The sequence below is a fragment of the Marixanthomonas ophiurae genome (assembly GCF_003413745.1).
GTDB classification, from domain to species: Bacteria; Bacteroidota; Bacteroidia; order Flavobacteriales; family Flavobacteriaceae; genus Marixanthomonas; species Marixanthomonas ophiurae.
The window spans coordinates 175,877-189,195 of the sequence record NZ_QVID01000002.1 but is presented as its reverse complement, the minus strand read 5'-3'; the positions used below and the strand labels follow the sequence as shown (position 1 = coordinate 189,195).

12 protein-coding genes and 1 tRNA gene are annotated in these 13,319 nt (G+C 34.7%); 8 read left to right on the top strand and 5 right to left on the bottom strand.

Annotated features, from left to right (window positions below; genetic code table 11):
- The first annotated feature begins 194 nt into the window (after nucleotides 1–194).
- From DZ858_RS11145 to DZ858_RS11125, 5 genes are all read left to right on the top strand, one after another.
- Nucleotides 195–1,112, top strand: coding sequence for an RES family NAD+ phosphorylase (locus DZ858_RS11145; RefSeq protein WP_117159743.1), 918 nt, complete (start codon nucleotides 195–197; stop codon nucleotides 1,110–1,112).
- A 172-nt stretch (nucleotides 1,113–1,284) separates the two neighbouring features.
- Nucleotides 1,285–3,906: an AAA family ATPase gene (locus tag DZ858_RS11140; RefSeq protein WP_117159742.1), complete on the top strand. Its 2,622-nt coding sequence runs from the start codon at nucleotides 1,285–1,287 to the stop codon at nucleotides 3,904–3,906.
- 245 nt (nucleotides 3,907–4,151) lie between these two features.
- A complete protein-coding gene (locus DZ858_RS11135) occupies nucleotides 4,152–4,367 on the top strand; it encodes a hypothetical protein (protein WP_117159741.1) in 216 nt (71 codons plus the stop codon).
- A 13-nt stretch (nucleotides 4,368–4,380) separates the two neighbouring features.
- On the top strand, nucleotides 4,381–4,848 hold the full coding sequence (locus DZ858_RS11130) for a hypothetical protein (RefSeq protein WP_147309594.1): 468 nt from the start codon (nucleotides 4,381–4,383) through the stop codon (nucleotides 4,846–4,848).
- Nucleotides 4,849–5,031: 183 nt separating this feature from the next.
- On the top strand, nucleotides 5,032–5,943 hold the full coding sequence (locus tag DZ858_RS11125; protein WP_117159739.1) for an alpha/beta fold hydrolase: 912 nt from the start codon (nucleotides 5,032–5,034) through the stop codon (nucleotides 5,941–5,943).
- A gap of 298 nt (nucleotides 5,944–6,241) precedes the next feature.
- Here DZ858_RS11125 and DZ858_RS11120 read toward each other — a convergent pair.
- From DZ858_RS11120 to DZ858_RS11100, 5 genes are all read right to left on the bottom strand, one after another.
- Nucleotides 6,242–6,319: transfer RNA gene (locus tag DZ858_RS11120), tRNA-Pro, on the bottom strand.
- A gap of 112 nt (nucleotides 6,320–6,431) precedes the next feature.
- A complete protein-coding gene (locus DZ858_RS11115) occupies nucleotides 6,432–6,917 on the bottom strand; it encodes a DUF4168 domain-containing protein (protein ID WP_117160424.1) in 486 nt (161 codons plus the stop codon).
- Between the two features lie 168 nt (nucleotides 6,918–7,085).
- Entirely contained in the window at nucleotides 7,086–8,627 is a 1,542-nt protein-coding gene (locus tag DZ858_RS11110) for an acyl-CoA carboxylase subunit beta (RefSeq protein WP_117159738.1), read from the bottom strand.
- Nucleotides 8,628–8,641: 14 nt separating this feature from the next.
- Nucleotides 8,642–10,084 carry an acetyl-CoA carboxylase biotin carboxylase subunit gene (gene accC, locus DZ858_RS11105; RefSeq protein WP_117160423.1) on the bottom strand — a complete coding sequence of 481 codons (1,443 nt, stop codon included), beginning with the start codon at nucleotides 10,082–10,084 and terminating at the stop codon, nucleotides 8,642–8,644.
- Nucleotides 10,085–10,090: 6 nt separating this feature from the next.
- Complete coding sequence (locus DZ858_RS11100) at nucleotides 10,091–10,579, bottom strand: biotin/lipoyl-containing protein (protein ID WP_117159737.1); 489 nt, start codon at nucleotides 10,577–10,579, stop codon at nucleotides 10,091–10,093.
- A gap of 161 nt (nucleotides 10,580–10,740) precedes the next feature.
- Here DZ858_RS11100 and DZ858_RS11095 point away from each other — a divergent pair, with 161 nt between their 5' ends.
- The 3 genes from DZ858_RS11095 to DZ858_RS11085 all read left to right on the top strand — a co-directional run bounded on the left by DZ858_RS11095 (nucleotide 10,741) and on the right by DZ858_RS11085 (nucleotide 13,319).
- The gene (locus DZ858_RS11095) at nucleotides 10,741–11,502 is read left to right on the top strand and encodes a YebC/PmpR family DNA-binding transcriptional regulator (protein WP_117159736.1); all 762 of its coding nucleotides are present in this window, start codon (nucleotides 10,741–10,743) and stop codon (nucleotides 11,500–11,502) included.
- A 185-nt stretch (nucleotides 11,503–11,687) separates the two neighbouring features.
- Nucleotides 11,688–12,809 (top strand): PQQ-dependent sugar dehydrogenase, encoded by a 1,122-nt coding sequence (locus DZ858_RS11090; protein WP_117159735.1) that lies wholly within the window; start codon nucleotides 11,688–11,690, stop codon nucleotides 12,807–12,809.
- A 48-nt stretch (nucleotides 12,810–12,857) separates the two neighbouring features.
- A complete protein-coding gene (locus DZ858_RS11085; protein ID WP_117159734.1) occupies nucleotides 12,858–13,319 on the top strand; it encodes a c-type cytochrome in 462 nt (153 codons plus the stop codon).

The window sequence follows — 13,319 nt, the reverse complement described above, 5'->3', positions numbered from 1 at the left end:
TATAAAAAATAGCGCAAGTCTTTACTAACACTAAGGTTTGGGTATTTTTGGAAAGTCGCCAAATTTTTAAATTTGACGATTTTCAAGTAAAAAAGATAAATAGTAAAATTTAAAAATTCGGCTTGTGTTTAAACCGAAAAGTTATCGCTTATTTTCAGCGCTACTTTTCATATACGGAGCCGTTGTAAGCAATTATGAACGAACAACCGAAATTTCCAGAATTACCAAGTATTGAAGAGATTAAAAAACTAATAGCTGAATATGAAACGGCTGATTTGGAAAAAGTTTCTTTCAATAAATTATCTGTGGAGTTAAGAAAACTTAAATGGATTCCAATACTAACAGCTAAACTTAACAAAGGATACCATATTGAGCGAGCAAGAATAAATAAACCCGACGAAATATTTTACTCGGAAACTGATATTTCATACAGAAACGATTATGAAAATATAAAATCTTATGGTCGAGCTAATATGAAACATCAATCACTATTTTATGGTGCGATTGAATCAGATGTTATCAAGCATCCAAGATTAATTAATTTGCTCGAAACAAGTCAAATATTTAGGAATTTGGATAAGATAAAAGTTGACAAAGCAGATTTTGTTATGACAGTCGGGAAATGGAGAATAAAAGAAGACATTGAAGTTGCAGAAATGGTCTTTAACCAAGACTCAATAAAAAACTCAAAAGATGTGGAAAAGTCGTTTAAATATCATCAAGAGAATTTAGCGAAAGAACATCCAGAAAATTTAGAGCAATTCCGTTTGATATTAGAGTTTTTTTCAAACCAATTCGCAAAAAAAGAAATTGAAAAAAATACGGACTATATGATTTCGGCAGCATTCGCTGATTTCGTGATAAATTGGAAAGGATTACCTGGATTAAAATATCCGAGCGTAAAAAGTGATTATGTTGGACATAATATTGTTCTCACACCAGCAGCAGTTGAACAATTTTTGGAATTAGAAATAGCTGCTATGTTTAGAATTACTAAAAACGGAGAAAATTCACTTATTTCGCCAATTAAACACGTTACGGAATTTGGACCTTTAAACTCAAGTTTTAAATGGGTGGATTACGAACCGAAAGAATATAAAATTGAACAATAAATAACTGCTTACAACAACGTATATAATCCATTGCTAGTGAAGGTTTACTTACGAAAATCCTCGCGGATTTTCTATTCGGTTTATATTTGCTAAATTACGTGCTAAACCACGCAACGTATCATATACAAAACCGTTATGCTTTATTAAAAAACAACCCGATAAATGATACAAAATGCCAATACTTAATGATATAATTGACTGGGTTGAAAACAAACCAACTTTCTGGCAAGTAGCAGTTGACCGCTTAATTAGGAATAATGAACTTACCGAAAATGACATAACAGAACTAACGGAAATCTGTAAAGTAGATTTTGGATTATCGAAATTTGAATTTGATAATGTGGATTTTGACGATTTAAGAGACTTTGCAAATAACACGACTAGTAATGATGATGTTATACTTTCTAAAATTTCCAATATTGATAATATAAATGCACTCTCAAAAGTTTGTGAATTAGAATTCGCCCCAAAAGGACTAACAATTGTTTATGGCGATAATGGTGCTGGAAAATCAAGCTATGTTAGTATTTTAAAACACGCTTGTAACACAAGAGGACATAAGCCAAAAATAAACGATAATTTATACGACCCAACTTGTTTTGGAAACGATAAAAAAGCGGACATTGAATATACAACTGATAGCACAAACTTTTATACTGTAAATCTTGTTAACGAAGAAGTAAATAATTCTATTTTAAAAAGTGTAGATGTTTTCGACACATCTAGTGCAAATCATTATATCGAAGGAGAAGATGAAATTGCGTTTATTCCTCAAGGGTTGTCAATTGTAGAAAAATTGGCAATTGACATAAAAAAAGTTGAGAACAAACTAAATTTAGAATTATCAAATCCAGCTTTAAGAGAGTTTGACTATTCCCTTTTAGATGTTTCCGAATGTTCAACGGCTAAAACTTTTCTTGATAAGTTAAGTGCAGAAACAAATCTAGATGAGTTAAGAGCTGAATCTATTTGGAATTCAACTAAAAGTTCTAGAATTGAACAGCTAACTAAAGAAATAGAGAAATTAAATGCAACAGACCCAAAAAAAAACTTAAAAGAAAATGAAGAAAAGATAAAACGTTTTGAAATTTTGCAAAAGAAATTTCAAACGCTCGAAGATAATTTAACAGGTCAAATTTTAGACGGTTTAAAGCAAACGTTAAATAACTTTGTAACAACAAGTAAAGCTTTGGAAGAGTCTTCTGAAAAAGCATTTTCTGATTTACCAATTGATGGAGTTGGTAATAGTTCGTGGAAATTACTTTGGGAAAGTGCACGTAAATTCTATAATGAAAGTACGGATACAGAGAACTTTCCAGAAATAAATTATGATAGTAGTTGTCCTCTTTGTCTTCAAGATTTAAATGAGGATGCAAAGAATAGATTTACTTCTTTTGAGGAATTTATAAAAAATGATATTCAAAAAACTTTTGATGAAGCATCTAATAAGTTTGATTTAGCAATTGAAAATTTGAATAGTCTGGAATTCTCTTTTGAGGAGCAGGAACCAACAACAATAGAATTAAATGAATTGATTGATGATTATTCTCAAAATCAAGAACAATATTTAAAATTACTTTTTAAACAGAAAGAGAATTTTACAACTCTTTTTAATGCTAAAAAAACTATTGAAGATTTTAATAAAATTGAAATTGAGGAAACACCAAAAACACAAATTCAAGAACTTATTAAAAACTTGAAGGAAACAAATGAGAAATTAAAAGTCCAATCAATTGAGGAAGATTTAAAACCGCTTAATAAAGAACTGAATCAATTAAAGGGAGAAAAAAAGATTTTTGATTTTAAACCAAAATTAGGTCGTGAAATTTATAGACAAAAGAAAATAAAATTACTAAATCAATGTATTAGTAAATGTAATACTCGAACCATAACAACACATAGTAACGAGTTAGCTACAAATTACATAAGTCAAAACCTTAAACAAAATTTCAAAACCGAACTGACTAAACTAGGATTTAAGAACATTAAAATAGAGACCGAAACCAAAGGTCAAAGAGGAAAGCAATATCATTATTTGAGACTTGATGAACAAAATGCAAACGGAATAGCATTAAAAGATATTTTAAGCGAAGGAGAACACAGATGTATTTCTTTAGCAACATTCTTATCTGAATTATCCATTTCAGAGCATAACAGTGCTATAATTTTTGACGACCCAGTTTCATCTCTCGACCACAAATGGAGAAATAAAATATCAAAAAGAATTACAGAAGAAGCTTTAGAGAGACAAGTAATCGTTTTTACTCACGATATTACTTTTTTACTAATGATTCAAGAACATTCTGATAAATTAAATTGTGATTTAGACATAAAGAGCCTTACACGAAAGAAAAAAGAAACAGGATTGATTGCAAGCTATCCACCTTGGGATGCTTTACCTGTTGGCAAACGAATTGGTTTACTAAAAAACGCATATCAAAGATTAGAAAAAATCGAAAGAACCGAAACTGAAGAAGTATATAAAGAACGAGCTAAAATTTTATATGGCAAACTTCGAGAAACTTGGGAACGCTTTATTGAAGAAGTATTCTTAAATGGAGCAATACAAAGGTTTGGTAGAGCAATACAAACTCAACGTTTATCAAAAATTATAGATTTGACAGATGATGACTACAATCTTGTTGATACCAATATGAGTAAATGTTCTACGTATTTTACTGGACACGATACAGCAGGAACATTAATTGAAGAAATGCCTGATTCTGATGAATTTCTTGCTGACTTAACTATTTTGGAAGAATATACTAAAACTATAAGAAAACGGCGAAATTAACAAAGCATAACAACGTATATAGCTCATAGCTAATTAGTTGATTAGCCGAAGTTAAGGCATATTTGCAAGTCCGCCAAATTTTTTAATTTGGCTTATTGAAAAGAAAAGATAATAAGAAAATTAAAAAATTCGGCTCGTGCTTAACCGAAAAATAATCGCTAATTTATACGCTACGAGCCATATACAAACCCGTTAATTTTGGAAAAACCGCACAAATTGAAAATTTAGAACATTTAATTAAAATTATGGAAGAAAGAATAAAAGAATTAGAAGATACAGTTCAAGTTTTGATGAAAACAAATGAAACTCAACTTGAAACAATTAAGGTCTTTGAACAATTCATAAAAGACAACACAAGCCTAACCAAAAAATTTATTGCAAAATTTGAAAATATTGACAACGATATTGACAGAATAATTGACCAAATAAATGGATTAATTAAAACGTTCAATGAACAATAAACGACTTCAAAATATGAAAAAACTTTCACTACTGATTTTAATCGCATTTCTGTCTTTTTCCTGTAGTTCGTCTGATGACAATGAACCCGAAGAAACCCAAACCGACCCAATTGTTGCGAAATGGCAATTTGGAAAAGTAATTTATACTTACGATGACGGAACTCAAAACACCAATGAACCAACTTCGTGTGATTTACAATCGAGTTATACTTTTCTTCCAGATAACACTATCGAATTAATAAGTTTAGTTCCTGACAACAATAATGGATGTGAAGTTGAAACTGTAAATTTTAAGTATTTTAATTGGAGTAAAGTCGAGGACGGAAAATATAGAATTGTTTCAAAAAATCCGAACGAACCAGAAGAAGTTGATATTGAAAATGTAACATTTGAAAGCAACAAAATGATTTGGACGGAAATAATTGATAATCCGCAAACGAATGTAACTAAAATCGAAAATTATTTTACTCGACAAAATTAATTACATCGGATTTCACTCGGACGAAAATAAAAACGAAATGGCAACAACGTGTATAATTAATGGCTGGTTCAAGCTTGCTTACGAAAATCCTAGCGGATTTTCTATTCGTTTTTTATTTGCTAAATTAGGTGCTTAAAACACGCCACTAATCATACACAAAACCGTTTAAAGAAAAAACATATTATGATAAAAATCAGATCTTTACTAATACTTTTTGGACTAATTTTTATTAGTACCGCTTCATTTTCACAGGATGCAACTCCATATTTAGATTATGATCTTAAAACAGAATACAATGCTAAAATAGCTGCTAGTGATACTTCAAATGATGGTACTACTTTTGAAAAAATTGTTATCGACGGATTTGATTCAAGAGTTCCGTTTTATGTTATAAGACCAGGAATTAATAAAACAAACAAGTTCGTTTTTCTACTTCACGGCCTAACTGGAAGTAAAGAAAATTGGATTAATCCAACATCAAGCCTTTCTACAAAATATGTGAAATTAAAAGATTCACTAGTATCTATCGGCTATAACGTTATTATACCTGATGCTAAATATCACGGAGAAAGAAGTTATGAAGCCGACTTTGCATCTCCAGTTTCATTTTTCGCAACACAAAATTTACAAAAAATAGTCAACCTTTATTCAACTTCGGTTAAAGATGTCAGAATCATTATGGACTATATGCAATCACTTCCAAATGAGAAACAGCATACTTTTGATGTAGTTGGCTACAGTATGGGTGCATCAATGGCTATTTATTTAAACTCAGTTGATGACAGATTGAATCGCATAGTTGCTTGTGTTGCACCTTTGGGCAGTGTTATAAAGGCTAGTATGAGTTTAGGACTCAATGAGGTGAACGCTAAAAAGATGGAGGAACGCTTTTCAAGTGAAATATATGCGCCATTACAAAAGGCGCCTATTACTTTACTTATGGGAACAAAAGATAGTTGGTATACCGAAAAGGAGGCACAAGATTTTTATGATACTATCGAGATTAAAGCCAAAACACTGAAATTCTACGAATCAGGACATTATTTACCTGAAGAATTTATTTCAGATGTGATTAAATCATTAAACAAAAAATAAAAAACTCTATACAACACCGTGTCCTATGAAAAGTACTAGTTCAGTTCTTTAAAGTTAGTATTTTATATTTTTTATCAAATCATCTCCTTAATTCATTGCCATATAACTTACTGCGCTTTCTATTTAGAATAAACAATTAAAAAGCAGCTCATATCGTTAGCTTTTATTTCGGGGGAAAGTATTCAAACCTTTCAATGGAAAAAAGCAAAGCACAAAAGACTTTTAGTAGGTTCCCTGCTTTTTCTTCACCTCAAGTATGGCGATAAAAAAAGAGATTGTCTTTTTTAGACAATCTCTCTGGTCGGGATGAGAGGATTCGAACCTCCGATCTCACGGCCCCCAGCCGTGCACTTTAACCGGACTAAGCTACATCCCGAAATGAAGTGCAAAAATAAGTAATTCCTATACCTGCGCAAATCAAACAATGGCTTTATTGCATAAAAAAAGGGATACTGTTACATATCCCTTCTAAATATTTTATGTAAAAACTACTGCTTTTGTGTAGTATTAGCCATCATCATCTTTTGAAAACGCTGCTGTAAACTTTTATCTTGTTGCAACGCGGTACCAATAGCTTGGTATCGTTCAATAGAAATTCCAGAATCTGCTACTGCTTTTTCCATTTTAGCTTCAATAGCAGGCTGCATTTTTTTAATTTCAGCCATAATTGCATCGTGCTTCTTCATTTCTGCATCGGTTGCATCTACATTTTGATTTGGATTAGCTGTCGCTTGCTGGATAGTAGAAAAACGTTCTACTTCCATTCCATTATCAGAAATTACAGTTGCCATTTTTTGTTGCGCCTTTTGGTTTTCCATCTGCACTACCTGAAAAGCTTTAGCAAACTTCCCTAGTTCAGCATCAGTTACTTTTGATTGCTGCTGTGGCTGCATTGTATCTTGAGCTTGTGCGAAAGACAAACCGCCTAATAGAGTTACAAATAATACTAATGTTGTTGCTTTAAATCTTGACATTATTTCGTTTTTTAATTTATAATTAATGTATAAAGCACAATGGTAACCAAACATATTCCGAATTAAAAATAATGAATAGTCTATCTATCTGTTTTTAAAAAATATTTAACAAAACAAGTCGCTATTACTAGCTATTTACTAATAAAATTAACTACAAACTAAACTATTTTATAATGGAATATTACCGTGCTTGCGTTTTGGTCTTTCTACCGTTTTGGTTTCCAGCATTGAAAAGGCCTTCAACAGCTTTCTTCTTGTTTCTTTAGGTTGAATTACCTCATCTATAAATCCACGTTGTGCAGCTTTAAATGGGTTAGCGAATGTTTCTGCATATTCAGCTTCTTTTTCTGAAAGCTTCAACTCAGGATCATCGGCAGCAGCAATTTCTTTTCTGAAAATAATTTCACTAGCTCCTTTTGCTCCCATTACGGCGATTTCGGCCGTAGGCCAAGCATAATTCATATCGGCACCAATGTGTTTACTGTTCATCACATCGTAAGCGCCTCCGTAAGCTTTTCTTGTAATTACGGTAACTCTTGGCACAGTTGCTTCGCTTAATGCATATAATAGTTTAGCTCCGTTTAAAATAATACCGTTCCATTCTTGATCGGTTCCTGGTAAAAATCCTGGTACATCAACCAATACTAATAACGGAATATTAAAAGCATCGCAAAAACGGGTAAAACGTGCTCTTTTTTTACTGCTATCCACATCAAGAACTCCGGCAAGGCTCATTGGCTGATTGGCTACAATACCAATGCTACGCCCCCCTAATCGAGCAAAGCCGACGATAATATTATCGGCGTAGTCTTTATGTACTTCAAAAAAGGAATCTTTATCGATTATACCACCGATAACCGTGTGCATATCGTACGGTTTGTTAGAAGAATCTGGTACAATGCTTTCCAATTCTTCTCGCACTTCATCTTCCAGTTCATAAGGAAGTGATTTTGGCGGCGTTTGATTGTTTTGTGGTAAATAACTTAACAATTGTTTTATCTGCTCTAAACAAACTATATCGTTACTGGCTGTAAAGTGCGTAACACCACTTTTTGTAGCGTGTGTGTGGGCGCCTCCTAATTCTTCTGAAGTTACATTTTCATTCGTTACGGTTTTTACCACATTAGGTCCCGTTACGAACATATAACTACTGTCTTGCACCATCATTGTAAAATCGGTCATCGCTGGGGAATAAACGGCTCCACCGGCACAAGGACCCATAATAGCAGAAATCTGCGGAATTACTCCGGAAGACTGCACGTTTCGGTAAAAAATATCGGCATATCCACCCAGTGAACGAACCCCTTCTTGAATTCGAGCCCCGCCTGAATCGTTTAAGCCAATAACCGGTGCTCCTACCCGTAAGGCGTGATCCATAATTTTACAGATTTTCTCAGCGTGAGTTTCAGATAACGCTCCGCCAAAAACAGTAAAATCTTGTGCAAACACGTAAATAAGTCGGTTATCGATAGTTCCATAACCAGTTACCACACCATCACCATAGTATTTTTGCTTATCCATGTCAAAATCGGTGGTACGGTGCGTAACGAGAATACCCATTTCTTCAAAAGAGCCTTCGTCCAATAGGTAATCAATACGCTCGCGGGCGGTGAGTTTCTTTTTCTCGTGTTGTTTTGCTATTCTTTTTTCGCCTCCGCCCAATTTTGCTTCAGCTATTTTTTTCTGTAATTCTTTATTCGTATCGCTCATAAACTCTTTCGATATTAATGTTTTGGTACTCGTAATTGCTCCACTTCTTTCAAGTAGGTTTTCAAAGCAATTTTAGCGGCTATTTCGGCTTCTTCCTTTATTTCTTCTTTCAGTAAATCTTCAGAATAAAATTTCTTTACAAAATGCGTGTCAAAATTTCCACTTCTGAAGGCTTCATGCTCACATACAAATTTTCCGAAAGGAAGTGTAGTACTCACACCTTCTACTTCGTATGCTGCAATGGCCTCAATCATATGCTGAATAGCTTCGTTACGGGTTTTTCCATAGGTAATAAGCTTAGCCAACATCGGGTCATATTGAATAGGAACTTCCATTCCTTCTTCAAAACCATCATCCATTCTAATGTGTTCTCCTTTTGGTGGTTGATACACATCTAACCTACCCACACTCGGCATAAAATTATCGAGGGAATCTTCTGCATACACTCGTAATTCAAGCGCATGACCCTTAATTTTTAAATCATCTTGTGCAAATGACAATTCCTGTCCGTCGGCTATTTTAATCTGTTCTTCAACCAAATCAATTCCGGTGATAAACTCCGTTACCGGATGCTCAACTTGTAAACGCGTATTCATTTCCAAGAAATAGAAGTTGTGGTTTTCATCGAGCAAAAACTCAACCGTTCCGGCACCCACATAATCACACGCTTTAGCGACTTTTATAGCTGCTTCGCCCATTTTTTCACGTAATTGAGGCGTTAAAACCGCTGAAGGTGCTTCCTCCACTACTTTTTGGTGTCTTCGTTGTACGCTGCACTCGCGTTCAAACAAATGCAATACATTGCCGTGTGTGTCGGCTAATATTTGTATCTCTATGTGTCTTGGGGAGGCTACGTACTTTTCTATAAAAACCGCACCATTACCAAAGGCATTTTCAGCTTCACTAATGGCTCGTTTCATTTGTTCGGCTAACTCTTCTTCTTTTTCTACTACACGCATCCCTTTTCCGCCACCACCTGCAGCTGCTTTAATTAAAATAGGAAAGCCAATATCCTTAGCAATTTTTGTCGCTTTGTTCACATCGGTAATCGCTTCATCGATTCCAGGAACCATTGGGATATCGTAATCCTTCACAGCATCTTTAGCGGCCAACTTGTCCCCCATTACTTTAATAGCATGCGATTTTGGACCCACGAAAATTAAACCTGCTTTTTCTACTGCTTCGGCAAAACCTGCATTTTCACTTAAAAATCCATAACCAGGATGAATTGCGTCAACATTTAGTTCTTTTGCTGTTTTAATGATCAAATCACCTTTTAAATACGATTCTGAGGAAGGTGGCGGACCAATACATACGGCTTCATCTGCAAATTTAACGTGTGGGGCATTTCGGTCTGCTTCCGAAAAAACAGCAACCGTTTTCAATCCCATATTTCGAGCGGTTTTCATCACACGAAGGGCAATTTCCCCTCGGTTGGCAACCAATATTTTTTTAATATCCATTTAGTCTTCTAATTCAATTAACAATGCATTTTTATCTACCGTTTCTCCGGTGGCAATGTGTACGGCTTTTACCACACCATCTCTAGGTGCGCCTAGCGCGTTTTCCATCTTCATCGCTTCCAGCACACAAAGGGAATCGCCTTCAATCACCGTATCGCCTTCTTTTACGTTTACTTCTAAAATTAATCCCGGCATCGGAGCGTGAATTTCATTTTCTACGGAATCATTCCCCAGCGAAAGCCCCATTTCAGCAATAAGGGCATCGAGCTCGTTTTCAATTTTTACAGTATATCGATTTCCGTTTACTTTAATCGTATACGTTCTATTGAGAAGATCTTTGGAAATCACTTCTGCAGTGACCGATTTATTTTTTTGAAGTAAATGTATTTTGTTTGTAGTTTTAGAAACGCTATCTAACGTTTTTATAGCATCGCTAGGCATCGAAAACTCAAACGAGTCGTTAACCACGGCTTTATAAGTTGCACTCATAGAAAAGAATTTTCCGCAAAGATACGGTTTTGAAAAAAGGTTACCACAAAATGTAAAAAACGCATGTTGAAAAATTCATCTTTTCAGAAAACTTTAAGAAACTATATTTTCACTATTTTGATAAAAAATAGTAGATTTTAGCGTTAAAATTTCAAAATAATATGGCAGGACACAGTAAATGGGCAAATATTAAGCATCGAAAAGGAGCACAAGATAAAAAGCGCGCCAAGCAATTTACACGCGTAATTAAAGAGATTACCGTCGCAATAAAGGAAAACAATCAAAATGGTGATCCGGAAACCAATCCCGCTTTGCGTAACGCGATACAAAATGCAAAAGGTGTGAATATGCCCAAAGACACCATTGAACGTGCCATTAAAAAAGCTTCGGGTGCCGATGCCGACAGTTATGAAAAAATGACTTTTGAAGGCTACGGCCCTCACGGAATTGCTTTTTATGTAGAATGCACCACCGATAATACCAACCGTACCGTAGCATCGGTTCGTTCTATTTTCACTAAACACGATGGAAGTTTAGGCACCAATGGTTCGTTGGAATTTTTATTCGATCGAAAAGGTGTTTTTACGTTGAAAAAAGAAGGACTAGACTGGGATTTAGAAGAATTACAATTAGAACTCATTGAAGCTGGTGCGACTAAATTTGAAAATGAGGAAGACTTCTTTGTGATCTATACCAATTTTACAGACTTCGGGAGGATGTCAGAAAAGTTAGAGTCGTTAAAAATAGAAACCCACAATGCCGAGTTGCAGCGCATTCCCTTAAATACAGAAACACTTCCGTTAGAAGATGCCAAACAGATTATTAATTTAATCGATGCTTTTGAAGACGATGATGATGTACAAGATGTGTTTCATAACTTGGAGATGACCGATGAGTTAGAAGCCAGCTTAGAGGAGGATTAAAAAACATTCTGTAAGATAAAACCGACTTTATTTTTTTTCCGTAAATATATTGAAGTCAGAGATCCTTCAATTTAGCATGGTTAGACTTTTAAAATAATGCCCCCCGCAGAGTCCCTTTGGTTAATTAACTAGAGGGACTTTTACATTCCACGCTATTTTAGTATCTTTTCAGAAAGAAATCTACTATGAAAAAACTCCTAGTCCTACTGCTTTCATTTACTGTAATTACTTCTTGTGCACAGCGTAAAAAAGAAAATGATGTCGCTTTAAAAACACAAAACACCCGAAATTATTCTACAGAAAAAGTAGTAAACAACCTTGATAACCCTTGGGGAATGACGTGGCTACCCGATGGTAGCATGCTAATTACCGAAAAAGCTGGACAGCTCATTCACTTTAAAGATGGAAACAAAACAGAAATAAAGAATGTTCCTGAAGTTTATAATCGCGGACAAGGCGGTTTGTTAGATATAGAACTACACCCAAAGTATGCTGAAAATGGCTGGATTTATATTACCTACGCTTCTACCGAAGGTGAAGGTGATGGTGGAAACACGAAGCTTATTCGATGTAAACTTGAAAATGGTGCATTAATTAATATTGAAGAACTGTATAAAGCAGGTCCTAATTCTACAAGAGGGCAACACTTTGGTTCGCGCATTGAGTTTGATAACGACGGTTATCTATATTTTTCAATTGGCGAACGGGGAAATCGCGATATAAATCCGCAAGACATTACTCGAGATGGGGGTAAAATTTACCGCCTCAATGACGATGGTAGTATTCCTGACGACAACCCTTTTGTATATGAAACCGGTGCAAAAAAAGCAATTTTCACCTACGGAAATAGAAATCCGCAAGGAATGGCAAAAAACCCTACAACTGGAAAAATTTGGATTCACGAACACGGTCCTAAAGGTGGAGACGAAATTAATATTGTAGAAAAAGGAGCTAATTACGGCTGGCCAGTAGTTTCATATGGTATAAATTACAGCGGCACAAAATTTACCGATAGTACTTCAAAACCCGGGATGAAACAACCCGAATATTATTGGGTACCTTCCATAGCACCTTGCGGGATGGACTTTGTTACCGGAGATAAATATCCCGCCTGGAAAGGACATTTGTTAGTAGGTTCCTTAAAATTTAATTATGTTGAATTAGTAAAATTAGATGGTGATAAAGTAACAGGTCGCGAAAAAATTGCCCAAGATATTGGCAGGGTTCGTAATGTAAAAATGGGTCCAGATGGTTATATTTACATCGCAGTAGAAGGTCAAGGAATATTCAAAGTTGTTCCGCAATAATTCTTTTCAATTAAAACAAGTATTAATCAATATTTTATAATTTAAACTATGCAAAAAATTGCTGTAATTTTATTCACTCTTGTATTACTAACAGCTTGTAGCGATTCAAAAAAGAAAGAAAAAGATTCTATTAAAATTGGAGATTACACAGCCGAATCATCCCAGCAAAAACAAAACCCTCAGCAATCCAGCAAAGAACGAGGAGCGTTAATTTACACAGATTTCTGTATGCAATGTCATTTAGCAAATGGCAAAGGTGTTCCTAATACATTCCCCCCGTTGGCAGGCTCTAATTGGTTAAGCGATAAAAGAGATGAAAGCATTCATGCCGTAAAATTCGGACAACGTGGAGAAATTGAAGTTAACGGTAAAAAATACGATGGTGTAATGGTACCTATGGGATTAAGCGACAAAGAAGTTGCCGATGTTTTAAACTACGTAATGACCTCTTGGGGGAATACACAAGAAGAACCCGTAACTGAAGAAGAAGTGGCAAATATTGAAAAGTAG